This window comes from Streptomyces sp. TRM68367 (assembly GCF_014495685.1).
GTDB lineage: Bacteria > Actinomycetota > Actinomycetes > Streptomycetales > Streptomycetaceae > Streptomyces.
In genome coordinates this window covers 15,399-40,492 of the sequence record NZ_JACTVI010000033.1, presented here as the reverse complement: position 1 = coordinate 40,492, position 25,094 = coordinate 15,399, and the positions used below count along the sequence as shown (strand labels likewise).

Genomic DNA, 25,094 nt, shown 5'->3' with positions numbered 1-25,094 from the left:
GGTGCGGTGCCGCAAACGGCGCTGCGCCATATGGGTCGGCTCGCCCTGCGACGCGTGTGTGGGAGCCCGGCTTGGTAAACATCGTCGACGTGAGCGGACGCGCGGAATCTGTACCAGTTCTTGTCGTCGGCGGATCCCTGGTGGGTCTTTCCACTTCCGTTTTTCTGGGCCGCCATGGAATTGAGCACATGGTCGTGGAGCGGCATGCCGCGACATCGACGCACCCACGTGGCCGCGGGAACAATGTGCGCACCATGGAGATCTACCGGACCGCCGGACTGGAGTCGCGCATCCGGGAGGCTGCCCGCGTTCTCGCCGGAAACGACGGGGTTCTTCAGGTGGACACCCTCACCGGGGGCCGGCGCCGCTGGATCGTCGGGGACATCTCCGGCGGCATGGACGTTTCCCGGGTCAGCTCCTCGGACTGGTGCCTGTGCAGTCAGAACGATCTCGAACCGGTACTGCTGGACTACGCGCGCGCCCAGGGCGGCGACATCCGCTTCGGCACGGAGATGCTGTCCTTCACACAGGACGCAGAGGGCGTACAGGCCCAGGTCAGGCGCCGGGACACCGGTGAGACGTACAGCGTGAACGCTGATTTCCTGGTGGCCGCCGACGGACCCAGAAGTCCCGTTCGCAGGTGTCTGGGGATCGGCCAGTCAGGGCCCGGTGAGCTGTTCCACAACGTCAGCGTCACGTTCCGCAGCAAGGCGCTCAAGGAATACGTCGGAGAGAAACGATTCGTTGTCTGTTATGTCACCGACCCCCTGGGCGAAGGGGCCCTGCTGCCGGTGGACAACGAGGAGCGATGGGTGATCCACGTGCCCTGGTATCCCGACCGGGGCGAAGTCCTGGAGGACTTCAGCGACGAGCGGTGCGCGGCGCACATCCGCGCTTCCGTCGGCGTTCCGGATCTCGATGTCGAGATCACGGGCAGGGCGCCCTGGCACGCTTCGAAGCGGGTCGCGGACAGCTACGGAGAGAGCCGGGTCTTCCTGGCCGGCGACTCCGCACACGAAATGCCGCCGACCGGGGCGTTCGGCTCCAACACCGGGATTCAGGACGCCCATAATCTCGCCTGGAAACTGGCCGCGGTGCTCCGCGGATTGGCCGGCATGCCCTTGCTCGACACCTACGAGCGTGAACGGCGGCCTGTCGCCCTCGCGACCGGCACCCGGGCGTGCGTCCAGGCGGCCGACGAACAGCACCCGGGATTCAGCCCTGCCGCGGGGCGCAACGACGACCCGGCGGACCTGATGACCGTGGCCCTCTGCTACCGGTATGCGTCTCACGCCGTGGTGGATGCCCCTGCGGCGCGGCCGGTGGTCCCCGAGGACTTCCAGCTGGGCGGCGAGCCGGGGAGCCGAGCGCCCCATATGTGGGTCACGAGGGAAGGCGTCAGGATCTCCACGCTGGATGTGTACGAGCGCTCCTTTGTTCTGCTCGCCGGGCCCGAAGGGCAGGCGTGGCGGAATGCGGCCGAGAAGGCCTCCGCGCATCTGGGCGTGCCGGTCGAGGTGTATCTCGTGGGCCGGGGACCTGATCACGACCTCGTTCCCGAACCGGACGCCGACTGGGCGGAGCTGCACGGCACGGCCGAGGACGGTGCCGTCCTGGTACGCCCGGACGGTTTCGTCGCGTGGCGGGCGGACGCCGGCGTGCCGGAGCCCGATCGCGTCCTGACGCATGTGCTGCAGACCGTACTGTGCCGTGCTTGAGCACCGGAGAGGACCTGGCTATGACAAGTGGCCGAGTGGACGTCCACCATCACTTCACCGCGCCGGACTGGCTGGACTGGGCGGAGGAACGAGGCGCGATCAACCGCGAGAAGCTGCCCTGGTGGACGCGCTGGGACCGGAACGCGGCCCTGGAGGTCATGGACAAGGCGGGTATCAGCACCTCCGTCATGACGGTCGCGATGCTGGGGCGGCTGCGTGAGCGGGCGGAGCGCCAGGAGAGCGCACGTGTCGCCCTGCGGGCAGCGGCGGACGTCGTCGAGAGCCATCCCGCGCGCTTCGGGTTCTTCACGCCCGTGTTCCTCGACGACCTGGAGCTCTCCCTGTGGAGCCTCCGGTACGGCCTCGACGAGCTCGGTGCCGTCGGGGTGAGCACGCGAACGAGCATGGACGGTGTCCATCTCGGTGACGACGCGCACGACCGGCTCCTGGCGGAGCTGAACGACCGGTCCGCGGTCATCAGCACCCACCCCATGGACGTACCGGTGGGAAACGGCGGGGGTGCGGGGCTGCCCGGAATGCCGCCGTTCGTGTGCGACTTCCTCATGGACACCACGCGTGCCGCCGTCAACCTCATCAGGAACGGCGTCCTGGACCGCTATCCGAACCTCACCTTCATCCTCCCGCACGGAGGAGGGTTTCTGCCGTACATCGCCACCCGGCTCGAACTCTTCGGCCGGCACCTCACGCCGGATATCGAGCCGGGCCGGGTCCAGGACTACCTGCACCGGTTCTGCTTCGACACGGCGGGCCCCATGTCTCCCTCGGCCACGCCCACGCTGCTGGCGACCGTGGACCCGGGCCGTATCCTCTTCGGCACGGACTGGCCGCCCACCCCCGCGCAGGTCGTCACCGACATCGTGGCACCTGCTCTGGACAACGATCCGGCCATCTCCGACGCGCAACTCCAGGCGATCAACCGCGAGAACGCCGTGCGTCTGATGCCCGCACTGGACCGCTGAGCACACGAGAGGGCCGCTGTCCGCGCAGACGAGGCGCGGACAGCGGCCTTCGCGTTCCGTCACCGGGCGGCGGCGTCCCGCTCCCAGTGGTAGAAGCACTGGGCCATCGCGTCCTTCGGACCACGCCAGGTCTGCGGGTCGTAAGGGCTGACGTACGCCGCGAGTCGGCTGCTGATGTAACGGAACTCCGGGTGTCCGGCCACGCGCGCGATGGCGGGCCCCGGCTCCTGCTCGGCCTCGATGAAGTGCATGTACACGTCGCCGAAATGGAAGAGGGATCGCTGGGTCACACCGACGAGGTGCGGGAGTTCGCCGCGGTCGGAGGCCGCGAAGACCTCGGCGATCTCCGGGGCCGACTGCGGGGCCATCCGGGCGACGATCAGGGCGTGGTGCATGAGGTCTCCTTGCGCGACGGCGCCGCTCAGGCGGACGTGACGGGTGTGGTCCGCCGCTCGTCGGCGGCCTGCTCGATGCGGTCGCGGATGAGGGCCATCTGGATGGGCGAGTTGGTGTTGATGATGTCCGTCATCCCGGCGTCGTCGACCGGGGCGTCCGGCTTCATGGCGAAGTCCTGGGTCCAGCGCATCCGGGTGCCGTCGGGGGTCTCCTCGTACTCCCACCGAATGTTCATGTACTCGAACGGCCCGGGTTCGACCCGGCGTGCCCGGACGGTGAGGCTGTCGCGGTCGGTGATCCGTTCCGAGACCCAGCTCCACACCTTGCCGTTCTCGTCGGGGTGCATGGTCAGGCGGAAGGTCACCGTGTCGCCCTGCCGGGACAGCACCTCGACGGCCGCGTACTCGCTGAACAGCTGCGGCCAGCTTTCGAGGTCGTTGGTCATGTCCCAGACGAGGGCGACCGGTGCGGCGATGGTGATCTCGTTCTCGGTGTGTCCTGCCATGTCAGACTCCGGTCCTCAGGGTGGTGTTCACGAGAGCGAGGAAGTCGCCGGGGGTCTTGCACCGCTCGGCGTCCGTGGGGAGCGGCCGGCCGTACCGGTTCTCCAGTTCGCCCACGATGCCGAGGAGGCCGAGGGAATCCAGGCCGAACTCGGCGAAGCGGGCGTCCATCCGGCTCGCGAGTTCGTGCGGGTCGACGGTGACTCCGGCGGCCTTCTTCATGAGCGCGGCCAGTTCCTCGACGGTCACTTCGGACACTTCAGTGGTCATGCGCGTTCTCCTTGTCGTACAGGTGCGTGTGCCGGTCGGCGGACCCCGGGCCGCGGCGCAGTATCAGCGCCGCGTTGGAGCCCATGAGTCCACGGCTGAGGACCAGGGCCGTGCGGAGCTCGGCCGGGCGCGCCGTGGAGATCACCAGGTCGATGTCGTGGCAGATGTCGAAGACGCCCGGTGTGGGCGGGATCTGCCCGTGCTCCATGGCCATCACCGCGGCCGCGATGTCCAGCAGGGGTGCCCCGCAGTAGGAGCGCCCGATGCCGGTCTTGGGGGCCGTGACCGGCACGCGGGTGGCGTGCGGGCCGAGGGCGTCGGCGAGGGCGAGAGCCTCGGCGCGGTCCGCTTCCGGTGTGCCCATCGCGTCGGCGAAGACCACGTCGATCTCCTCCGGTGCGCAGCCGGCCTCGTCGAGGGCACCGCGGATGGCGTGGGCGAGTCCCTCCCGGGACCGGTCCCAGCGCGAGGCGCCGGTGAACGTGGCGGCATGTCCCGCCACGGTGGCACGGACGGCCGTGTCGCGGCGGTGCGCCCGGTCCGCGTCTTCGACGACCAGGACGGCACCGCCCTCCGCGGGCACGAACCCGCAGGCCGCCGAGGTGAAGGGGCGGTAGGCGCGCGCCGGGTCCTCGACGGTGCTGAGTTCGGGGTATCCGAGCTGGCAGACCATCGAGTACGGGGCGAGCGGCGCCTCGGCCGCGCCGGCCACGACGACGTCGGTTCCCCGCCGCACGACGCGGGCGGCGTGCGCGACGGCGTCCAGCCCGCCCGCCTCGTCGCTGGCGACGACCCCGCAGGGGCCCTTGAAGCCGCTGCGGATGGATATCTGGCCGGTGCTGGCCGCGTAGAACCAGGCGATGGACTGGTAGGGGCCGACGAAACGGGGCCCTTGTCCCCACAGCTTCTGCAGTTCCCGCTGGCCGAACTCGCCGCCGCCGGAGCCGGCGGCGGTGACCACGCCGACGGAGTAGGGCGATTCGGCGGCGACGCTGCTCAGTCCCGCGTCCTGCAGGGCGGCGTCGGCGGCGGCCAGCGCGAAGTGGGTGAACCGGTCGGTCTGGACGAGGAAGGTCTCCTCGATCAGTGCCGAGGCGTCGAATCCCCGGACCTCGCCGGCGACGCGCAGCGGCAGGTGTCCGCATCCCTCCCGGGTGATCCGGTCCAGTACGCTCACGCCCTCCCTGAGGGACTTCCAGTAGGTGTCCGTACCGAGTCCGTTGGGCGCGACCACACCGATCCCCGTGATCGCGGTGTGCCGGGTTCGCTGACCAGTCATGCTGTCCTCCCGCCCGGCCTCGTCAAGAGCACTGCGGACTGGAACCCGCCGAAACCGCTGCCCACGGAGAGCACGTTGCCGAGCCTGCGGGGGCGTGCGGTGCGGGGTACGTAGTCCAGATCGCACTCGGGGTCCGGGGTCTGATAGTTGGCCGTGGGCGGTACCACCTGGTGGGTCAGGGCCAGCACGCAGGCGACGACCTCGATCGCGCCGATCGCACCCAGAGAGTGGCCCACCATGGACTTGATCGAGCTCATCGGCGTGTCGTAGGCGTGGGCGCCCAGGGACTTCTTGACCGCGGCGGTCTCATGGCGGTCGTTCTGGCGGGTGCCCGAGCCGTGCGCGTTGACGTAGTCGATGTGCGAGGGGTCCACGCGGGCGTGGTCGAGCGCGCTGTCGATGGCCTTGGCCATCTCCAGGCCCTCACTGGTCAGCCCGGTCATGTGGTAGGCGTTGCCGAACGTGGCGTAGCCGCCGACCTCGCAGTACACGTGCGCGCCGCGGGCCCGGGCGTGCTCCAGCTCCTCCAGTACGAGCACTGCGGCGCCCTCGCCCATGACGAACCCGTCGCGATGGGCGTCGAAGGGCCGCGAGGCGTGCGCCGGGTCGTCGTTGTTCGGCGACGTCGCCTTGATGGCGTCGAAGCAGGCCATGGTGATCGGGGAGATCGGGGAGTCCGACGCCCCGGCTATGCAGATGTCGGCGCGGCCTTCCTCGATGGTGTGGAAGGCGTAGCCCACCGCGTCGAGTCCGGAGGTGCAGCCGGTCGAGACCGTCTGCACCGGCCCCTGGGCGCCGAACCGCTCCGCCACGACGGAGGCCAGCGTGCTCGGCGAGAACGCCAGGTGCAGTTGCGGGCCGGCGGCGCGATGGTCGACGTCCCAGCGCTGTCCTCGCTCGCTGACCAGGACGTAGTCGTGCTCCAGGCGGGTTGTGCCGCCCACCGCGCTGCCGAGGGAGACGGCCACGCGCCAGGGGTCTTCCCCGCCGAGTTCGATGCCGCAGTCGGCCACCGCCTCCGCCGCCGCGACCACGGCGAACTGGATGTACCGGTCGGCGTGTTGGGCCAGCTCGGGTTCGAGTCCGTGCGCGAGCGGGTCGAAGTCGCACTCGGCGGCGATCCGGGAGCGCAGCCCCGCGGGGTCGAACAGGGTGATGCCGCGTGTCGCCGTACGGCCTTCCGAGAGCAGGTCCCAGAAGGCCCGCACCCCGATCCCGCCGGGGGCGACCACGCCGATGCCGGTGACCGCCACCCGCCGGTTCACGATGGGGCCCCATGACGTTCGGGTTCCTGAACGAGGGGGTAGGCCTTGAGGTCCTCGCTCTCCTCCACGGCCTCCGTGTCGACGTGGCCGAGGCTCGGCTTCGGCGCCAGCGGGCCCAGGTGGAAGACCATCCGGACTTCCTCGTCACCGACATTGCGGAACCGGTGCCGCATGTCGATGGGGATCATGAGGGCTTGTTCGGCAGAGAGAGGAAACGTTTCACCATTCAGGTCGGCCTCCAGCCTGCCCTGGATGACGTACACGAACTCCTCCGAGTACGGGTGGTAGTGCTCGCTGATGCGCTCGCCCGGCTGCATGATGGCCAGGCCCATGAACCCGCTCGTGGACCCCACCGTGATGGGGGTGAGCATGGTGCGCAGGTCGCCGCCTCGCTTGCGGTTGGGCTCGGTCTCGCTCAGGTCCACGATGCGCGGGCGCGTGTTGTCCATGGTCCGTCTCCAGGTCGGTCGGTTGGGAGGTGTTGTCCCGTTGTCAGGACTGCGGAGCCCTGCGATCGGTGACCAGCGTCATGCCGGCGTGCGCCAGGAGGCGGGTCGCGTCCCGTTCGCCCGTGAGCGGTCCTGCCATGCCGAGTGCGGCACCGTCGAGCAGGCGTTCCAGCACGGCGGCCCTGCGGGTGCCGTTGACGCCGAGCGCCAGGGCCGGAGCGGTCTCGGGATCGCGGGTCACGTCGATGAGCCGGACGACGATGTCGCCCCGGTGGAAGACGGTGCTGCGGTGCACCAGGCCCGCGGGGTCGTCCATGGTGGTCTCGTCCTGCTGGGAGAGCAGCTGGGCCAGCGCCGTCCCGCGGCCCTTCCGGGCCGGGTAGTACAGCGCGTGCCGCCGCAGACCGGCCGGTTCCGGGCCGCCACGTGCCACATGGTGGACGGGCGGCATGGCCGCGCGGAGGAAGAAGGCCCGTGCGGACTCGGGGTCGGTCAGGTCCCTGCTCTGTTCCAGATACGGGTTGAGGGCTTCCTCCACGGCCCGTACCTCCGGCTGCCGCGCCACATGGCGCAGCGCCGCCGTCAGGTCGCCCTGCACCTCGACGGTGCGTACGACCCGGTTGCCGTGTATGAAGAGCGTGGTGCGGAGCAGCCGCGTGGAGTCGTCGACGCGGGCCTCCGGCGGCGCGTATCCGGCGAGGATCTCCTCGACCTTCGACTCGGAGCCGGGCTTGACGGTGAACGTCAGCGCGTGGCGCGTCACCCCGTCGCCCACCCGTACGGGCACCTGGAGTCCGTCGGGGAGCGGGAGAGCGCGGCCGGTCTCCCGGAGGATCCGGTAACGCATCGACCGGAGCTCGCGGACGCAGTCCTGCAGGGGCCTGACCGTCTCGAAGTGCTCTTCACTGTGCACCCAGGCGAGGTAGGGCGGGGCCGTTTCCCATTCACTGGTGATGAGCCACTGGGACGGGTCCTCCGCGGACTGGCACAGCTGGTCACCGAGGTGACCGGGAACCGACGCGACGCGGCTGCGCATGTGCTCGTACGCGTCGAGGAACTCCTGCTGTGCGCCTTCGTGGAGATCGACGAACAGGATGACTCGCAGTCTCGAGCCGTCGAACGCCGACTGGGATGTGTAGGTCGATGAGGTCATCCGGCAGGCCCTTCCTTCGCGGGACAAGCGGCAGCCATCCGTGTCCGCTGCGCGAACGACGGTCGGCCCTGAGCCTTCATCGTGGGTCGGTGCAGCAGGCTCCGCGAGCCGCAGGGGCCAATTGAGGGAACTGTCCGGTGCGCGTCGTGCCCCTGGTCAGCCCGAAGGGGCGGGTGCCGACGCGCTGTTCGGGCGAGGTCGAGGTGCTGCGGGAGCTCCTCGAAGGCTCAACCGACGGGAGCTTGCGGCGTGCGGTGTGTGCTCGCGGCGGGCCGAGCGGGAGTCCTGGCAGGCGCGCTGCCCGCCGGGCATCGTGCCGCCGGGGACGTCGGCCGGGGCGCCGCGGTTCCGCTCGCGCAACGGGTGTTGCGGGTGTGCGGGTGCCTTCGGTCAGCGGCGCGGCGTGCGGCGGGCGCGGGTGTCCATGACTGCGAGGTGTTCGAGGGCGCCCAAGGCGGCTCTCCCGGCCTACCACGGGCATTCGGACAGCGGTGTGATCGCCCGGAGCCACCTCGGCCGTGGCGCCGATCAGTTCGGGTACGCGCACGTCCACCACCTCCTCCCAGGAAGCAGTGTTCGCCGGTACACGCGCGGAGGGGGACGACCAGAACCCCGGCCCATGAGAGCCGGGGCTTTCTTCGTCGCGGCCTACTCGGCCAGGTGCCGCTCGACCGTCTCCACCTTCGAGGTGAGGCCGTCCGTCACCCCGGGGCGGATGTCCGCCTTCAGGACCAGGGACACGCGCGGGGCGCGCTGCTCGACCGCGGCCACCGCCCGCCTGACGACGTCCATCACCTCGTCCCACTCGCCCTCGACGGAGGTGAACATGGCGTCGGTGCGGTTCGGCAGCCCGGACTCGCGGACGACGCGGACGGCGTCGGCGACGTACTCCCCCACGTCCTCGCCGACCCCGAGCGGCGTCACGGAGAACGCGACGATCATGCGCCGACGACCCCTTCCTTCTCCTTGCGGGCGCGGGCGGCGATCACGGCGCTCTCGGCTTCGCGGCGCACCTTGCGCTCGGCGAAGAAGCCGCCGGTGGGCAGCACGGAGAGGACGAAGTAGAGGGCGGCGGTCTTCAGCGGCCACTTGGTGCGGTTCCAGGCGTCGGCCCAGAAGATCACGTACAGGATGAACAGGATGCCGTGGACCATGCCCATCACCGGCACGGCGTTGAAGTCCGTGGTCCGCTTCAGCACCGAGCAGACGAGCAGCAGCAGGAAGGAGATCGCCTCGGGGGCCGAGACCAGGCGGAGGCGGCGGAGGGCGGTGGCGGTCTTGATGTCCACGGGTCACCTTCGGTGGGAGAGACGTCGGCGGTCTGATGGGAGTTACGTCGGCGGCCTGACGCCGTCACGGTTTGTGAACGAACCCACAAGCGTTCGCCCCATTGTGGCAAACGGCGCGTACGCCCCGTCCCCTAGGGGTGCGCTCAGGGTCTGTCTCCACCCGTGGGCCCTGTCCGTACGGGCCACCCGCGGCTACCTTCACAGTCGTGGCGATGTTCCGACTTCAGAGCAGCAAGGTGCTCGCCGTCGACATGAGCGGGGACGCCGTGAAGGCGAAGAACGGCTCGATGGTGGCGTACGACGGGCAGATGGCCTTCAAGAAGATGAGCGGGGGCGGCGAGGGTGTACGGGGGATGGTGACCCGGCGGCTGACCGGTGAGCAGATGACCGTGATGGAGGTGAAGGGGCACGGGACGTGCTGGTTCGCGGACCGGGCCACCGAGATCAACCTGGTCGGCCTCCAGGGGGACAAGCTGTACGTGGAGTCGAGCAATCTGCTCGCGACCGACGGCGCCCTGCGAACCGGCACCAGCTTCACGGGGCTGCGCGGCGCCTCGCAGGGCACCGGGCTGTTCACGACCACCGTCGAGGGGCACGGGCAGGCGGCGATCACCTCGGACGGGCCCGCGGTGGTGCTGCGGGTGAGCCCGCAGTACCCGCTGGTCGTCGACCCGGGGGCCTATGTCGCCCACCAGGGGAACGTCCGGCAGTCGTTCCAGTCCGGTGTGACGTTCCGCACGCTCCTCGGAGAGGGCGGCGGCGAGGCCTTCCAGATCCGCTTCGAGGGCGACGGCCTGGTCTACGTCCAGCCGAGCGAGCGGAACACGATCGCGGGGGACGTGTGAGATGACCTTCAGGGAGATCAACGACAAGATGGTCGAGGCGACCGTTGCGCCCGGCCAGCGGCTGTTCAGCCAGCGCGGCGCCATGCTCGCCTACAAGGGCGAGGTGTCCTTCACGCCCAACGTGGCCGGCGGCCAGGGCGGGATCATGTCGATGATCGGCCGCCGGGTCGCGGACGAGGACACGCCCCTGATGAGCGTGGAGGGCAACGGCACGGTCCTCTTCGGGCACGGCGGCCACCATGTGCAGGTGATCCACCTCGCCGGGGACACGCTGTGCGTCGAGGCGGACCGCCTGCTCGCGTTCGAGGGCACGCTCCAGCAGGGCACGATGTTCCTGGGCTCGCAGGGCGGCGTCATGGGCATGGTCCGCGGCCAGGTCTCGGGGCAGGGGCTGTTCACGACCACCCTGAAGGGGCACGGGGCCGTCGCGGTGATGGCCCACGGCGGCGTCTTCGAGCTGCCGATCACCCCGCAGCGCCCGGTGCACGTCGACCCGCAGGCCTACGTCGCCCACCACGGCGACGTGCGCAACAAGCTGTCCACCGCGCTGGGCTGGCGCGACATGGTGGGCCGCGGCTCCGGCGAGGCGTTCCAGCTGGAGCTGAGCGGCAACGGTGCGGTGTACGTCCAGGCGTCGGAGGAGAAGCTGTGAGCATGCACGGGGTGGCAGGCGGCCCGACGGTGTACGACCCGCTGACGCTGCCGTCCGACGACAACGTCGACGCGTACACCTTCTGCGTGGAGCTCAAGGGGAGCCAGTGGTTCCTGCAGAAGGGGAAGATGATCGCCTACTACGGCTCGATGGAGTTCAACGGCGTCGGGCACGGCCGACTGGACCAGCTTGTCCGGACGTCCTTTCATTCGCCTCTGCACGCCAGCGACTGGGTGGTGGCGCAGGGCTCGGGCAAGATGCTCCTCGCCGACCGGGCCTTCGATGTGAATTCCTTCGACCTGGAGGACGGCAACCTGACCATTCGCTCGGGCAACCTGCTCGCATTTCAGCCAAGTCTCGCCCTCAAGCAGTCGATCGTGCCGGGCTTTCTGACGCTCATCGGAACCGGAAAGTTCGTGGCCGCCTCCAACGGCCCGGTGGTGTTCATGGAGCCCCCGATCCGGGTGGACCCGCAGGCCCTCGTCGGCTGGGCCGACTGCCCCTCCCCGTGCCACCACTACGACCACGGTTACATGAAGGGCTTGCTGGGCGGCCTACGTGCGATGACGGGACTGGGCGGAGCCTCCGGGGAGGAGCACCAGTTCGAGTTCGCGGGAGTCGGCACAGTGCTGCTCCAGTCGACCGAGACCCTGATGGCCGAGCAGGCCACGGGAGCGGTGCCGCAGCAGGCGGGTGTGCCCGGTGGCGGCGGGGCGTCCGGTCCCCAGGGACAGCAGGCCGGGATACCGCGTCTTCCCGGACAGCTCGGCGGCCTCCAGCGTCGCTTCGGGCTGTGAGCGGTAATCTGCGGAGTGTGACGTCGAACGCGCGCACGCCGGCACGAAGAAAAAACGCTCACTAGTTCGCCTTTCAACTTCTTAGGTAGACTTCATTCATGGAGACCGAGACGGCCACGCCCTGGCTGACCGATGCGGAGCAGTGCGCCTGGCGCACCCACCTGGAGGTCAACAGACTGTTGACATACCAGCTGGAGAAGGACCTGCAGCCGTTCGGCCTGACAATGAACGACTACGAGATCCTGGTGAATCTCTCCGAGTCGGAGGGCGTACGGATGCGGATGAGCGACCTCGCGTCCGCCACCCTCCAGTCCAAGAGCCGCCTCTCGCACCAGATCACCCGCATGGAGAACACAGATCTGGTCCGGCGCGAGAACTGCGAGTCCGACCGCCGCGGGCTCTACGCGGTGCTCACCGAGCACGGCATGGAGACGATGAAGAAGGTCGCGCCGCACCATGTGGCGTCTGTGCGGAGGCACTTCATCGATCTGCTGCCCCCCGATGCCCTGGCGGAGCTCGACAGGGCGCTCAAGCCCATCGCGGATCACCTGCGGGGCCAGCGCGGCCGCCCCTGACCCGGACCAGGCCTTACGCAAGCGGCAGGCGGAGTACGAACAGGGCTCCGCCTGCCGGGCCCTCATGGACGGTGAGTGTGCCGCCGTGGCGTACGGCGACGTCGCGGGCGATGGCGAGGCCCAGGCCGGCGCCGCCGTCGTCCCGGCTTCGAGCGGCGTCCAGCCGTACGAACCGCTCGAACATCCGCTCCCGGTCCGCCTCGGGCACCCCGTCCCCGTCGTCGGCGACCCCGACCACGGCACGGTCGCCCTCCCGTCGCACGGTCACCTCGACCACCGACCGGGTATGCCGCTGCGCGTTGTCGAGCAGATTGGCGAGCACTCGCCCCAACTGCCCCTTCGATCCGGCCACTTCCACGGCCTCCCCGGACACGCTGACCCCGTCCGCCCGGCGGCCTCCTCCCGCGCCAGGGCGGCGAGGTCCACGCGCGCGTCGGCGGGCCGCTCCCCCGCGTCGAGACGGGCGAGCAGCAGCAGGTCGGCGGCGAGGTCCTGAAGCCGCACGGCGTCCTCGACGGCGCCCGGCACGTCCAGCAGTTCGGGGTGGGCGGCGGCCACTTCGAGCTGGGTGCGCAGGGACGCGATCGGGCTGCGCAGTTCGTGCGAGGCGTCGGCGACGAACCGCCGCTGACGCTCCACGGAGGTCTCGAGGGCGGCGAGCGTCTCGTTCGTGGTGCGGGCGAGCCGGGCCACCTCGTCGTGCGTGTCGGGCTGCGGGACGCGGCGCGCGAGGTCCTCGGAGGCGGTGATCGCGGCCATCTCGCGCCGGATCGACCACCGGGCGCAGGGCACGCCGGGTGATCAGCCAGGTCACCGCCGCGACCACGCCCAGCAGCAGCGGGAACCCGATCAGCATGACGCTCAGCGCGGTGTTCACGGCGCTGTGCTCGGCGGACAGCGGAGCGCCCGCGTACACGGTCAGGCGGCCCTTGTCCGGGGCCTCCACGTCGACGGCGGCGAACCGGTAGTCCTCCGTGTCCCGTCGAGCGTCGCGGAACCGGTGGACAGGACGGCCCGCTCGGCGATCTGACCGGGATGGAGGGACTGATCCGAGTCGTCCCCGTCCCCGGAGTGCGAGTCGTCGCGGTCGTCATCGTCGCCGTCGGTCTCCCGGGGGGTGGGTTGCGCCGACGCCTCCGGCCGGACCTCGGTGGTGTGCGTGCCGCTGATCCGCTCCAGGTTCTCGCTGACCGCGAGCAGCCGCCCGTCCTCGGTGACGACCTGGACCGGCCGGTCCTCGACGTCCAGCGTGAGCTTGCCGTACGCCGTCCCGGCGGACAGCTCGGAGGCGACGGCCCGCGCGGAGCGTTCCGCCTGCGTGCCGGCCTCCCCGATCAGGTTGGAGCGCAGGGACAACAGCACGGCCGTCCCGGCCGCGACGAGGGCCACGGCGACCACGAGGGTGGCGGCGAGCGTCGCGCGGGCCCGGACGGAGCCGAACAGGCGCCTCATCTCCCCGTCTCCAGCCGGTAGCCGGCGCCGCGCACGGTCCGGATGAGCTCGGCGCGCAACTTGCGCCGCAGGGTACTGACGTACACCTCGACGATGTTCGGATCGCCTTCATAGGCGAAGTCCCAGACATGCTCCAGGATGTCGGACTTGGACACCACCTCACCGGCCCGCAGCACCAGGTGCGCCAGAACGGCGAACTCCTTGGCGGTGAGGGTCACTTCCTCCTCACCGAGAAAAACCCGCCGAGCAGCGGTGTCGACCTTCAGTTCCCCATTCCGCTCAGCGTCGGTCGGCCAGATTGAAGGCGCCGAAAACGAAGCGACTCGGGAGGAACCCGCATGAAGCGCAACATCGTGATCGCCGCCGTCACGGCGTCCGCCCTCATCGGAGGCGGTACGGCCACGGCCCTCGCGGTCACGGGCGACGACGGTGGCAGTCCGGCGCATCAGACGGACGTGCGGCTGTCGGACGGCGTACGGGACGACGACGGGGCGCGGGACGACGCGGATGACCGGCACGACCGGCACGGCCAGGACGACCGGGACGACCGGGACGACGACGGCATACGGGGCGACGATGCCGAGGCCGCGCGTGCGGGCTCCGTGGACGTGACCGCGCCGGAGGCCATCGCCGCCGCGCTGAAGCACACCGCGGGGACCGCCGTCTCCGCAGACCTGGACGACGAGGACGACGGTCCGGTCATGTGGAACGTCGACGTCCTCGGCGGTGACGACACCTGGCACAGCGTTCGTGTCGACCCCGCCGGCGGGAAGGTCCTCGGCTCCCACAGCGAGCGCGAGGACGACACCGCCGAGGTGCGGGCCGCGCTGAAGGGTACGTCGGTGACGGCCGAGGAGGCCGCGCGGGCGGCGGTCGGCAAGGGCACGGTGACGTCGGTGGACCTCGACGAGGACGGCGGCGCGATGGCGTGGGACGTGGAGACGCACACGCCCGGCAAGGCCGGCCAGGACCGGAACGTCGACCTGGACTCCGGCAAGGTCACGGCGGACCGCCCGGACGACGACGACTGACGAAACGGCGGATCGCCAGGCGCCGGGCGACGTTGTCGGGCGCGGCTCGGTGGGGGCGGGCGTGGTGCTGGGGGCTGCACCCCCAAGACCCCGCTTCGGCCTGAACGGCCTCGTCCTCGAACGCCGGACGGGCTGAGAGATGCCGACCGGCGCCGAGAAGCGCCTGCCACGCGCACCCCCACCGGAGCCGGCGCAGGCCGCCGCAGGCGTACCCCACAACCCGCACCCGGCGACCCCCGAGCAGCTCAGCCGCGCGTCAACCCGGTAACCAGTTCGTCCGCCGCACGGTACGGGTCCAGGTCACCGGTGACGATGCGTTCCGCGAGGGCGCTGAGGCGGCGGTCGCCGTGGAGGTCGCCGATGCGTTCGCGAAGGGCGGTGACCGCGATGGTTTCGACCTCGTGGGCGGCCCGGGTCAGGCGGCGTTCCGTGAGGACGCCCCGCTCCTCCATCCAGGCCCGGTGCTTCTCCAGGGCCTCCACCACCTCGTCGACACCCTCACCCCGGGAAGCGACCGTCTTCACGATCGGCGGACGCCAGTCACCCGGCGCCCGGGACTCGCCCAGGCCCAGCATGTGGTTCAGCTCGCGGGCCGTCGCGTCGGCGCCGTCCCGGTCGGCCTTGTTGACGACGTAGACGTCCCCGATCTCCAGGATCCCGGCCTTCGCCGCCTGGATCCCGTCACCCATCCCCGGCGCCAGCAGCACCACCGACGTGTCCGCCTGCGACGCGATCTCCACCTCCGACTGGCCCACGCCCACCGTCTCGACCAGGATCACGTCACAGCCCGCCGCGTCCAGCACGCGGATGGCCTGCGGGGCGGCCCAGGCCAGACCCCCGAGGTGGCCTCGCGTCGCCATGGAGCGGATGTAGACACCGGGATCCGACGCGTGCTCCGACATCCGGACCCGGTCACCGAGCAGCGCGCCCCCGGAGAACGGCGACGACGGATCCACCGCCAGCACCCCGACCCGCCTGCCCTGCTTGCGGTACGCCGTCACCAGCGCCGAGGTCGACGTCGACTTGCCGACCCCGGGCGACCCGGTCAGCCCCACCACGTACGCCCCGCCGGTCAGCGGCGCCAGCGCCGCCATGACCTCCCTCAGCTGCGGGGACGCCCCCTCCACCAGCGAGATCAGCCGGGCCACGGCCCGCGGCCGCCCCTTCCTGGCCTGGGCCACCAGCGTGGAGACGTCCTGCATCACAGCTCCGTTCACGAGAAGAGACCAGCGCGGACAGGCGAACCGCTACGCCTTGGGTACCCGCACGACCAGCGCGTCACCCTGGCCACCGCCACCGCACAGCGCCGCCGCCCCGACACCGCCACCGCGCCGCTTCAGCTCCAGCGCGAGATGCAGTACGAGCCGCGCCCCGGACATCCCGATCGGGTGACCGAGAGCAATGGCACCGCCGTTGACGTTCACCTTTTCTGTGGACACGCCGAGGTCCTTCATTGACTGCACGGCCACCGCGGCGAACGCCTCGTTGATCTCGACGAGGTCGAGGTCGGAGACGTCGAGCCCCTCCTTCTTCAGCGCGTGCAGGATCGCGTTCGAGGGCTGGGAGTGCAGCGAGTTGTCCGGCCCCGCAACGTTCCCGTGCGCGCCGATCTCCGCGATCCACTCCAGGCCCAGCTCCTGCGCCTTGGCCTTGCTCATCACGACCACGGCCGCCGCACCGTCCGAGATCTGCGAGGAGGACCCGGCCGTGATCGTGCCGTCCTCGGCGAACGCCGGCCGCAGCCTGCCCAGGGACTCCGCGGTCGTGTCGCCGCGGATCCCCTCGTCCTGGCTCACCAGTACCGGGTCACCCTTTCGCTGCGGAATCTCCACCGGCGTGATCTCGGCCTCGAAGATCCCGTTCTTCTGGGCCGCCGCCGCCCGCTGGTGCGACAGCGCGGCCACGGCATCCTGCTCCTCGCGCCGGATCCCCAGCCGCGTGTTGTGCTTCTCCGTGGACGCGCCCATGGCGATGTTCTCGAAGGGGTCGGTCAGCCCGTCGTACGCCATGGCGTCGAGCATCTCGACCGCGCCGTACTTGAATCCCGAGCGGGACTTCGGAAGCAGATGCGGGGCGTTCGTCATCGACTCCTGCCCACCGGCGACGATCACGTCGAACTCGCCGGCCCGGATCAGCTGGTCCGCCAGCGCGATCGCGTCCAGACCGGACAGGCACACCTTGTTGACGGTGAGCGCCGGGATGCTCATCGGGATCCCGGCCTTGACCGCGGCCTGCCGCGCCGGGATCTGCCCTGCCCCGGCCTGCAGCACCTGACCCATGATCACGTACTGCACCTGGTCGCCACCGACCCCCGCACGGTCGAGGGCGGCCTTGATCGCGAAGCCGCCGAGGTCGGCTCCGGAGAAGGACTTCAGCGAGCCGAGCAACCGCCCCATCGGGGTACGGGCACCCGCGACGATCACGGACGTCGTGCCGTTCGTCCCGGAAGTTCCAGAGGTTCCTGAAGACATGAGCTGCAATCCCCTTACCGGCCTGCACAGCCGAGGAGTGAACGAGGGTTTACTTCGAATGTACTGAGTGGCACTCCGTGCCGTCACCGGGCTGTCGGTGTGATCGCGCGCACGTTGCGTAACCACCTCATCAGCGCTGCACTGATTCCATGCTGACGCGAATCGACCACATCGGAATCGCCTGTCATGACCTCGACGCGACCGTCGAGTTCTACCGGGCCACCTACGGCTTCGAGGTGTTCCACACCGAGGTCAACGAGGAGCAGGGCGTGCGCGAGGCCATGCTCAAGATCAACGATACGTCGGACGGCGGCTCGTCGTACCTCCAGCTGCTGGAACCGGTCCGCGAGGACTCCACGGTCGCCAAGTGGCTCGCGAAGAACGGCGAGGGCGTGCACCACATCGCGTTCGGTACGGCGGACGTCGACGCCGAATCGGCCGGCATCAGGGACAAGGGCGTACGCGTGCTGTACGAGGAGCCGCGACGCGGTTCCATGGGGTCACGGATCACATTCCTGCATCCGAAGGACTGCCATGGCGTACTGACAGAACTGGTCACTTCTGCGCCTGTTGAGTCACCTGAGCACTGACCGCCGTACATAAGGGCCGGTAGGGTTGGGTTCGGTCGCCGCTCAGCCAGGGTGACCGAGGTCCTGCCCGGATAAGGCGGGACCTGTCCGGGGTCCGGTTTAGGGGGACGTGCGCCGGGGCAGCAGCCCATGCTCCGCCGTTGATCTGACACCATTCCCCGGGGGCCCCGTTCGGCGGATGGACGGAGCTCGTGTGGAGAGACTTGCGACCAGGGGACGGATGGGACCGCGCAGTGCGGGGCTACGAGAGCCAGGAGCGAGAGCCGGCGGCTGACGTCGACCACCTCTCTCGGTTCGAGGCCGAGATGAAGCGGCTGAAGACCGAGCGGGAAAAGGCGATCCAGCATGCCGAGGACCTCGGCTACCAGGTCGAGGTGCTGCGCGCCAAGCTGCACGAGGCGCGCCGCACCATCATGTCCCGGCCCGCCTTCGACGGCGGCGACCTCGGCTACCAGACCGAGCAGTTGCTGCGCAACGCGCAGATGCAGGCGGACCAGATCCGCGCCGACGCCGAGCGCGAACTGAGCAACGCCCGCGCCCAGACCCAGCGCATCCTCCAGGAGCACGCAGAGCAGGCGGCCCGGCTCCAGTCGGAACTGCACCAGGAGGCGGTGACGCGCCGCCAGCAGCTCGACCAGGAGCTGGCCGAGCGCCGGCAGACCGTCGAGTCGCACGTCAACGAGAACGTGGCCTGGGCGGAGCAGCTGCGCTCCCGCTCCGAGCAGCAGGCCCGCCGCCTGCTGGAGGAGTCCCGCGCCGAGGCCGAGCAGGCGATGGCCACCGCCCGCGCCGAGGCGGAGCGGCTGACCGCGGAGGCCCGGCAGCGGCTGCAGAGCGAGGCCGAGTCGGCACGTACGGAGGCCGAGCAGATCCTGCGCCGGGCCCGCACGGACGCCGAGCGGCTGCTGAACGCCGCCTCCACGCAGGCGCAGGAGGCCACCGACCACGCCGAGCAGCTGCGCACCTCCACGGCCACCGAGTCGGAGTCCGCGCGCCGCGAGGCTCAGGAGCTGAGCAAGGCCGCCGAGCGGCGCATGACGGAGGCCGAGGAGGCGCTGCGCAAGGCGCAGTCGGAGGCCGAGAAGCTGGTCGCCGAGGCCAAGGAGTCCGCCGCCAAGGCCCTGTCGAGCGCCGAGTCGGCCAACGAACAGCGCACGCGTACGGCGAAGGAGCAGGTCGCCCGGCTGGTCGAGGAGGCCACCAAGGACGCCGAGTCCACCAAGTCCGAGGCCGAGCAGCTGGTCGCGGACGCCCGCGCCGAGGCCGAGAAGATCGTCGCGGAGGCCGAGGAGAAGGCCCGTACGATCACCGCCGAGGAGAGCGCGACCGCCCTGTCCAAGGCGGCCAAGACCGCCGAGGACGTCCTCAACAAGGCGCAGGAGAAAGCCAAGCAGACCACCAAGGCCGCGGCCGAGGAGGCGGAGCGGATCCGCACGGAGGCCGAGGCCGAGGCGGACCGGCTGCGCGCCGAGGCGCACGACATCGCCGAGCAGCTCAAGGGCGCGGCGAAGGATGACACCAAGGAGTACCGCGCCAAGACGGTCGAGCTGCAGGAGGAGGCCCGCCGGCTGCGCGGCGAGGCCGAGCAGCTGCGCGCCGACGCGGTCGCCGAGGGCGAGAAGATCCGCGCCGAGGCCCGCAAGGAGGCCGTGGCGCAGATCGAGGAGGCGGCCGGGTCCGCCGAGGAGCTGCTCGCCAAGGCGAAGGCGGACGCGGACGAGCTGCGCACGACCGCCCAGACGGACAGCGAGAAGGTCCGTACCGAGGCCATCGAGCGCGCGACGACGCTGCGCCGGCAGGCCGAGGAGACCCTCCAGCGCACCCGCGCGGAGGCCGAGCGGCACCGCGAGGAGGCCGCCGAGGAGGCCGAGGCCCTCGTGGCCGACGCCGAGCGGGCCGCGCGCGAGCTGCGCGAGGAGACCGAGCGCGCGGTCGAGGCCAGGCAGGCGAAGGCCGCCGAGGAGCTGACCCGGCTGCACACGGAGGCCGAGGAGCGGCTCGCGTCCGCCGAGCAGGCGCTCGCCGACGCCCGTGAGGAGGCCTCGCGGATCCGCCGCGAGGCCGCCGAGGAGGCCGAGCGGCTGCGCAACGAGGCGGCCGAGCGGATCCGTACGCTCCAGCAGCAGGCCGAGGAGGAGGCCGAGCGGCTGCGCAACGAGGCGGCGTCGGACGCGTCCGCCTCCCGCGCGGAGGGCGAGGCCTACGCCGTACGGCTGCGCTCGGAGGCCGCGTCCGAGGCGGAGCGGCTGAAGGCGGAGGCGCAGGACAGCGCGGACCGGGTGCGCGCGGAGGCGCAGGCTGCCGCCGAGCGGCTCGGCACGGAGGCCTCGGAGACGCTGGCCGCCGCCCAGGAGGAGGCCGCCCGGCGCCGCCGCGAGGCCGAGGAAGTCCTCGGCGCCGCCCGGCAGGAGGCCGACCAGGAGCGCGACCGGGCCCGCGAGCAGAGCGAGGAGCTGCTGGCCGCCGCACGCACGCGCGTGGAGGAGGCGCAGGCCGAGGCGGTGCGGCTGGTCGAGGAGGCCGACCGGCGCGCCACGGAGATGGTGTCCGCCGCCGAGCAGCACGCCCAGCAGGTGCGGGACTCGGTGGCCGGGCTGCACGAGCAGGCCCAGGAGGAGATCACCGGGCTGCGCTCGGCCGCCGAGCACGCGGCGGAGCGTATGCGGCAGGAGGCCCAGGAGGAGGCGGACCGGGTCCGCGCCGACGCCTACGCCGAGCGGGAGCGGGCCGGCGAGGACGCGGGCCGCCTGCGGCGTGAGGCGCGGGAGGAGGCCGAGGCCGCCGAGGTGCTCGCGGAGCGCACGGTGTCCGAGGCGGTCGCGGAGGCCGAGCGGATCCGGGCGGACGTCTCCGAGCACGCCCAGCGGGTGCGTACGGAGGCCTCGGACAAGCTCGCCGAGGCCGACCAGGCCGCCTCACGCACCCGGGCGGACGCTCGCGAGGACGCCAACCGCATCCGGTCGGACGCGGCGACGCAGGCGGACACCCTCATCACCGAGGTGACCGCCGAGGCGGAGCGGCTCACGTCGGAGACGGCCGCGGAGGCCGAACGGGTCCGTACGGAGGCGCTCACCGAGGCCGAGCGGGTCAGGACCGAGGCCGCCGACGAGGCGGAGCGGGTGCGGGCCGATTCGGTCGCCCGGGCCGAGCAGCTCGTCGGGGACGCCACCAGCGACGCGGAGCGGATGCGGACCGAGGCCGCCGAGACGGTCGGCTCCGCGCAGCAGCACGCCGAGCGGCTGCGCTCCGATGCGGAGCGGGTCAAGGCGGAGGCGGACGAGGAGGCCGAGCGGCTGGTGACCTCCGCGCGCGAGGAGGCCGACCGGACGCTGGACGAGGCCCGCAAGGACGCCAACAAGCGGCGTTCGGAGGCGGCCGAGCAGGTCGACAAGCTCATCTCGGAGACCACGGCCGAGGCCGACAAGCTGCTCACCGAGGCGCAGCAGCAGGCGCACAAGACCACCGCGGAGGCCGAGTCGCAGGCCGACACGATGGTGGGCGCGGCCCGTAAGGAGGCCGACCGGCTGGTTTCCGAGGCGACGGTCGAGGGCAACGCTCTGGTGGAGAAGGCCCGTACGGACGCGGACGAGCTGCTGGTCGGGGCCCGCCGGGACGCCACGCAGATCAGGGAGCGCGCCGAGGAGCTGCGCGACCGCATCACCACCGAGATCGAGGACCTGCACGAGCGGGCCCGCCGCGAGGCCGCCGAGACGATGAAGTCGGCGGGCGACCGCTGCGACTCGCTCGTCAAGGCCGCCGAGGAGCAGCTCGCCAAGGCCCAGGCGAAGGCCAAGGAGATCGTCTCGGAGGCCAATTCCGAGGCCGGCAAGGTGCGCATCGCCGCCGTCAAGAAGGCGGAGGGCCTGCTGAAGGAGGCCGAGCAGAAGAAGTCGGCGCTCGTCAAGGAGGCCGAGGAGCTCAAGGCCGAGGCGGTCCGCGAGGCCAAGCGCACGGTCGAGGAGGGCCGGCGCGAGCTGGAGGTCCTGGTCCGCCGCCGCGAGGACATCAACGCCGAGATCTCCCGTGTCCAGGACGTCCTGGAGGCGTTGGAGTCCTTTGAGGCCCCGTCGCCGAACAAGGACGGCGGAGTCAAGGCGGGCGCCACGGTCGGCGCCCCACGTTCGGGTGGCAAGTCGTCAGAGAGCTAGCGGGGAGGACCGGTTCCGGTGTTTTCTGGGGCCTTTGACCAAATCTTTGGCAAGCCGTCCGGCGGTCAGCCACCCAAAAGGGGTGTCATTCTCCAGATCAAACACGCATCCGCTCGATGACACACCGCTTCGGCCCCTAGGATTCCACCTATCACCTCACCGGTCTCATTCGACAGGAACCCCATGAGCGACACTTCCCCCTACGGCTTCGAGCTTGTGCGGCGTGGGTACGACCGCGCTCAGGTGGACGAACGTATCTCCAAGCTCGTCTCCGACCGTGACAGCGCTCTCGCCCGCATCACCGCTCTGGAAAAGCGCATCGAGGAGCTCCACCTCGAAACGCAGAACGCCCAGGCCCAGATCAACGACGCCGAGCCGTCGTACGCGGGCCTCGGCGCGCGCGTGGAGAAGATCCTCCGTCTCGCCGAGGAAGAGGCGAAGGATCTGCGCGAGGAGGCGCGGCGCGCGGCCGAGCAGCACCGCGAACTCGCCGAGTCGGCCGCCCAGCAGGTGCGCAACGACGCCGAGGCCTACTCCACGGAACGCAAGGCCAAGGCGGAGGACGAGGGCGTCCGGATCGTCGAGAAGGCCAAGAGCGACGCCTCGCAGCTGCGGGCCGAGGCGCAGAAGGACGCGCAGTCCAAGCGCGAGGAGGCCGACGCCCTCTTCGAGGAGACGCGTGCCAAGGCCGCCCAGGCCGCGGCGGACTTCGAGACGAACCTCGCCAAGCGCCGCGAGCAGTCCGAGCGCGATCTGGCCTCCCGTCAGGCCAAGGCCGAGAAGCGGCTCGCCGAGATCGAGCACCGGGCGGAGCAGCTGCGCCTGGAGGCGGAGAAGCTGCGTACGGATGCCGAGCGCCGTGCCCGCCAGACGGTGGAGACGGCTCAGCGTCAGGCCGAGGACATCGTGGCCGATGCCAACGCCAAGGCCGACCGGATCCGTTCGGAATCCGAGCGCGAGCTCGCTGCGCTGACCAACCGCCGCGACTCGATCAACGCCCAGCTGACCAACGTGCGCGAGATGCTTGCCACGCTCACCGGTGCCGCGGTCGCTGCCGCGGGTACGCCGGCCGAGGAGGAGCCGATCTCCCGGGGGGTTCCGGCTCAGCAGTCCCGGTAAGGGTTTGGGTTAGTACGGCTGAGGCCCGCACTTCCTTTGGGGGTGCGGGCCTTTGTCGTTGTCTGCGGCTTCGTTGCGGCCGGGCGCGCCCACGCGGCGGAGCCGCACAATGTCACAGCCCCGCCGCCCCTTAGGGGTCCAGCGCCGCCCGTCTGCGCGGCGCACGAGCGGCAGGAAGATCTCGTCCAGCTCCTTCGCACCGCCGTCCTCGCCGTGATCGTGCAGCCGGGCCTGGCCGAGGTGCCGAACCGGCCCACGCCTTCCTGTGGACCACGGTCTGCACCGTCGTCGCCGCGGGCGTCGGACTTTGTCTGCCAGCCGGGGTGGCAACGGCCCAACGCACGGCATAGCGTGGCCGCATGATTGAGCTGGAGGGACTGACGAAGCGGTACGGCGAGAAAACAGCGGTCAACAACCTGTCCTTCGCCGTCAGGCCGGGCATCGTCACGGGCTTCCTCGGGCCCAACGGCGCGGGCAAGTCGACCACCATGCGGATGATCCTCGGGCTCGACCACCCCACCTCCGGCGACGTCCGGATCGACGGCAGGCACTACGACGAGCTCAAGGACCCGCTGACGTACATCGGCGCCCTGCTGGAGGCCAAGGGCGTGCACGGCGGCCGCAGCGCCTACAACCACCTGCTGTGCCTCGCGCAGAGCAACGGCATCCCGAAGAAGCGGGTGGCCGAGGTGCTCGACACCGTCGGCCTCACGGCGGTCGCCCGCAAGAAGGCCAAGGGGTTCTCGCTCGGCATGGGCCAGCGGCTCGGCATCGCCGCCGCGCTGCTCGGCGACCCGCGGATCCTGATGTTCGACGAACCGGTCAACGGCCTCGACCCCGAGGGCATCCACTGGATCCGCAACCTCATGAAGTCCCTGGCCGCGCAGGGGCGCACGGTGTTCGTCTCCAGCCACCTGATGAGCGAGATGGCGCTGACCGCCGACCACCTCGTCGTCATCGGGCAGGGCCGGCTGCTCGCCGACACGTCCATGGCCGACTTCATCGCCCGCAACTCCCGCTCGTACGTCCGGATCCGCACCCCGCAGCGCGAGCAGCTGCTCGACGCGCTGAACCAGGCCGGGCTCACGGTCGTCGAGGCTGGCGGCGGCGTGCTGGAGGTCGACGGCGGCAAGCCGGAGCAGGTCGGCGAGCTGGCGGCGCGGCACCAGATCGTGCTGCACGAGCTGAGTCCGCAACAGGCCTCCCTGGAGGAGGCGTTCATGCAGCTGACCGCCGAGTCGGTGGAGTACCACGCGCACGCCGACCCGGTGAGCGAGGCACCGCCCCCGCAGCAGTGGGGCAACGGCTGGAACACCCCGAACAAGGGAGCCTGAGCATGGCGGCGACCCAGGTCATCCGCTCCGAATGGACCAAGATCCGGTCGGTGGCGTCCACGGTGTGGACGCTCTCCCTGGCCGTGGTGGTCACCATCGCCCTCGGCATGCTGATCTCGGCGCTGTCGAAGAACGAGTTCGACACCATGAACGCGCGCCAGCGGGCCGACTTCGATCCGACGTTCATCAGCTTCGCCGGCACGAGCCTCGGACAGCTCGCGATGATCGTGTTCGGGGTGCTCGTCGTGTCGAACGAGTACAGCACCGGCATGATCCGCACCTCGCTGGCCGCCGTACCGCAGCGCGGCACCTTCCTGCTCAGCAAGATCGCGGTCGCCTCCGGGCTCGCCCTGGCCGTAGGCCTCGTCACCAGCTTCGCCTCCTTCTTCCTGGGGCAGGCGATGCTCGGCGAGCACCGGGCGTCCCTCGGCGACACCGGCGTGCTGCGCGCGGTCGTCGGCGGCGGGCTCTACATGGCGCTCATCGCGATGTTCTCGATGGGCGTCGCCGCGATGCTGCGCTCCCCGATGCTCTCGCTCGGCATCCTGATGCCGTTCTTCTTCCTGATCTCCAGCATCCTCGGCAACGTCGGCGCGACGGAGAAGATCGGCCGGTTCCTGCCCGACCAGGCCGGCAGCAAGATCATGCAGGTGGTCACCCCGGTCGGCGACGACACGCCGTACGGTCCCTGGGGCGGACTCGGGATCATGGCGCTGTGGGTGCTCGCGGCGCTGGTGGGCGGCTTCGTCCTGCTGGAGAAACGGGACGCGTAGCCCGG

The 25,094-nt window shown here is 70.7% G+C and carries 23 protein-coding genes and 2 pseudogenes; 12 read left to right on the top strand and 13 right to left on the bottom strand.

Going from position 1 to position 25,094, the window contains the following annotated elements; genetic code table 11:
- Positions 1-89: 89 nt before the first annotated feature.
- Complete coding sequence (locus H8R17_RS21775) at positions 90-1,718, top strand: FAD-dependent monooxygenase (protein ID WP_187824890.1); 1,629 nt, start codon at positions 90-92, stop codon at positions 1,716-1,718.
- A 20-nt stretch (positions 1,719-1,738) separates the two neighbouring features.
- Positions 1,739-2,698 (top strand): amidohydrolase family protein, encoded by a 960-nt coding sequence (locus tag H8R17_RS21770; RefSeq protein WP_187824889.1) that lies wholly within the window; start codon positions 1,739-1,741, stop codon positions 2,696-2,698.
- 59 nt (positions 2,699-2,757) lie between these two features.
- Here H8R17_RS21770 and H8R17_RS21765 read toward each other — a convergent pair whose 3' ends face one another.
- The 9 genes from H8R17_RS21765 to H8R17_RS21725 all read right to left on the bottom strand — a co-directional run bounded on the left by H8R17_RS21765 (position 2,758) and on the right by H8R17_RS21725 (position 9,302).
- The gene (locus H8R17_RS21765; protein WP_187824888.1) at positions 2,758-3,093 is read right to left on the bottom strand and encodes a TcmI family type II polyketide cyclase; all 336 of its coding nucleotides are present in this window, start codon (positions 3,091-3,093) and stop codon (positions 2,758-2,760) included.
- 26 nt (positions 3,094-3,119) lie between these two features.
- Positions 3,120-3,599: an SRPBCC family protein gene (locus H8R17_RS21760; protein ID WP_187824887.1), complete on the bottom strand. Its 480-nt coding sequence runs from the start codon at positions 3,597-3,599 to the stop codon at positions 3,120-3,122.
- A 1-nt stretch (position 3,600) separates the two neighbouring features.
- Positions 3,601-3,867 (bottom strand): acyl carrier protein, encoded by a 267-nt coding sequence (locus tag H8R17_RS21755; protein WP_187824886.1) that lies wholly within the window; start codon positions 3,865-3,867, stop codon positions 3,601-3,603.
- The gene (locus tag H8R17_RS21750) at positions 3,857-5,146 is read right to left on the bottom strand and encodes a ketosynthase chain-length factor (RefSeq protein ID WP_187824885.1); all 1,290 of its coding nucleotides are present in this window, start codon (positions 5,144-5,146) and stop codon (positions 3,857-3,859) included. Before H8R17_RS21750 ends, H8R17_RS21755 begins: the two co-directional genes overlap by 11 nt.
- Entirely contained in the window at positions 5,143-6,411 is a 1,269-nt protein-coding gene (locus tag H8R17_RS21745) for a beta-ketoacyl synthase (protein WP_187824884.1), read from the bottom strand. The genes H8R17_RS21750 and H8R17_RS21745 overlap by 4 nt, the downstream gene beginning before the upstream one ends.
- Complete coding sequence (locus H8R17_RS21740) at positions 6,408-6,860, bottom strand: cupin domain-containing protein (protein ID WP_187824883.1); 453 nt, start codon at positions 6,858-6,860, stop codon at positions 6,408-6,410. The genes H8R17_RS21745 and H8R17_RS21740 overlap by 4 nt, the downstream gene beginning before the upstream one ends.
- Before the next feature lie 43 nt (positions 6,861-6,903).
- Positions 6,904-8,013, bottom strand: coding sequence for a SchA/CurD-like domain-containing protein (locus tag H8R17_RS21735; RefSeq protein WP_187824882.1), 1,110 nt, complete (start codon positions 8,011-8,013; stop codon positions 6,904-6,906).
- 648 nt (positions 8,014-8,661) lie between these two features.
- Positions 8,662-8,955 (bottom strand): MTH1187 family thiamine-binding protein, encoded by a 294-nt coding sequence (locus tag H8R17_RS21730; protein WP_033312953.1) that lies wholly within the window; start codon positions 8,953-8,955, stop codon positions 8,662-8,664.
- Positions 8,952-9,302: a DUF3817 domain-containing protein gene (locus tag H8R17_RS21725; protein WP_187824881.1), complete on the bottom strand. Its 351-nt coding sequence runs from the start codon at positions 9,300-9,302 to the stop codon at positions 8,952-8,954. The genes H8R17_RS21730 and H8R17_RS21725 overlap by 4 nt, the downstream gene beginning before the upstream one ends.
- 212 nt (positions 9,303-9,514) lie before the next feature.
- On the opposite strand from H8R17_RS21725, the gene H8R17_RS21720 reads away from it, so the two are divergent.
- The 4 genes from H8R17_RS21720 to H8R17_RS21705 all read left to right on the top strand — a co-directional run bounded on the left by H8R17_RS21720 (position 9,515) and on the right by H8R17_RS21705 (position 12,171).
- Entirely contained in the window at positions 9,515-10,147 is a 633-nt protein-coding gene (locus tag H8R17_RS21720; protein ID WP_187824880.1) for an AIM24 family protein, read from the top strand.
- A 1-nt stretch (position 10,148) separates the two neighbouring features.
- Positions 10,149-10,799, top strand: a complete 651-nt coding sequence (locus H8R17_RS21715) for an AIM24 family protein (RefSeq protein ID WP_187824879.1) — start codon at positions 10,149-10,151, stop codon at positions 10,797-10,799.
- A 2-nt stretch (positions 10,800-10,801) separates the two neighbouring features.
- Entirely contained in the window at positions 10,802-11,596 is a 795-nt protein-coding gene (locus tag H8R17_RS21710; protein WP_187824922.1) for an AIM24 family protein, read from the top strand.
- 98 nt (positions 11,597-11,694) lie between these two features.
- A complete protein-coding gene (locus H8R17_RS21705) occupies positions 11,695-12,171 on the top strand; it encodes a MarR family winged helix-turn-helix transcriptional regulator (RefSeq protein ID WP_187824878.1) in 477 nt (158 codons plus the stop codon).
- A 13-nt stretch (positions 12,172-12,184) separates the two neighbouring features.
- Here H8R17_RS21705 and H8R17_RS21700 read toward each other — a convergent pair.
- Both H8R17_RS21700 and H8R17_RS21695 read right to left on the bottom strand, forming a co-directional pair.
- A pseudogene (locus tag H8R17_RS21700) lies at positions 12,185-13,623 on the bottom strand (sensor histidine kinase).
- Positions 13,620-13,898: pseudogene (locus tag H8R17_RS21695) on the bottom strand (winged helix-turn-helix domain-containing protein); the annotation flags it as partial. The pseudogenes H8R17_RS21695 and H8R17_RS21700, both read right to left, overlap by 4 nt.
- A gap of 63 nt (positions 13,899-13,961) precedes the next feature.
- On the opposite strand from H8R17_RS21695, the gene H8R17_RS21690 reads away from it, so the two are divergent.
- A complete protein-coding gene (locus H8R17_RS21690) occupies positions 13,962-14,654 on the top strand; it encodes a PepSY domain-containing protein (protein WP_187824877.1) in 693 nt (230 codons plus the stop codon).
- A gap of 245 nt (positions 14,655-14,899) precedes the next feature.
- On the opposite strand, the gene meaB is transcribed toward H8R17_RS21690, so the two are convergent.
- Together meaB and H8R17_RS21680 are read right to left on the bottom strand one after the other, a co-directional pair.
- Positions 14,900-15,856, bottom strand: a complete 957-nt coding sequence (gene meaB / locus H8R17_RS21685; RefSeq protein ID WP_187824876.1) for a methylmalonyl Co-A mutase-associated GTPase MeaB — start codon at positions 15,854-15,856, stop codon at positions 14,900-14,902.
- A 45-nt stretch (positions 15,857-15,901) separates the two neighbouring features.
- Positions 15,902-17,125 carry an acetyl-CoA C-acetyltransferase gene (locus H8R17_RS21680; RefSeq protein ID WP_187824875.1) on the bottom strand — a complete coding sequence of 408 codons (1,224 nt, stop codon included), beginning with the start codon at positions 17,123-17,125 and terminating at the stop codon, positions 15,902-15,904.
- A 149-nt stretch (positions 17,126-17,274) separates the two neighbouring features.
- Here H8R17_RS21680 and mce point away from each other — a divergent pair, with 149 nt between their 5' ends.
- The 5 genes from mce to H8R17_RS21655 all read left to right on the top strand — a co-directional run bounded on the left by mce (position 17,275) and on the right by H8R17_RS21655 (position 25,089).
- Positions 17,275-17,715 (top strand): methylmalonyl-CoA epimerase, encoded by a 441-nt coding sequence (gene mce, locus H8R17_RS21675; protein ID WP_187824874.1) that lies wholly within the window; start codon positions 17,275-17,277, stop codon positions 17,713-17,715.
- 233 nt (positions 17,716-17,948) lie between these two features.
- Positions 17,949-21,863, top strand: coding sequence for a polarized growth protein Scy (gene scy / locus H8R17_RS21670; protein WP_187824873.1), 3,915 nt, complete (start codon positions 17,949-17,951; stop codon positions 21,861-21,863).
- A gap of 183 nt (positions 21,864-22,046) precedes the next feature.
- Positions 22,047-22,982: a cellulose-binding protein gene (locus H8R17_RS21665; protein WP_187824872.1), complete on the top strand. Its 936-nt coding sequence runs from the start codon at positions 22,047-22,049 to the stop codon at positions 22,980-22,982.
- A gap of 359 nt (positions 22,983-23,341) precedes the next feature.
- Positions 23,342-24,316: an ABC transporter ATP-binding protein gene (locus H8R17_RS21660; RefSeq protein WP_187824871.1), complete on the top strand. Its 975-nt coding sequence runs from the start codon at positions 23,342-23,344 to the stop codon at positions 24,314-24,316.
- A complete protein-coding gene (locus H8R17_RS21655) occupies positions 24,313-25,089 on the top strand; it encodes an ABC transporter permease (protein ID WP_187824921.1) in 777 nt (258 codons plus the stop codon). The genes H8R17_RS21660 and H8R17_RS21655 overlap by 4 nt, the downstream gene beginning before the upstream one ends.
- The last annotated feature ends 5 nt before the right edge of the window (positions 25,090-25,094 follow it).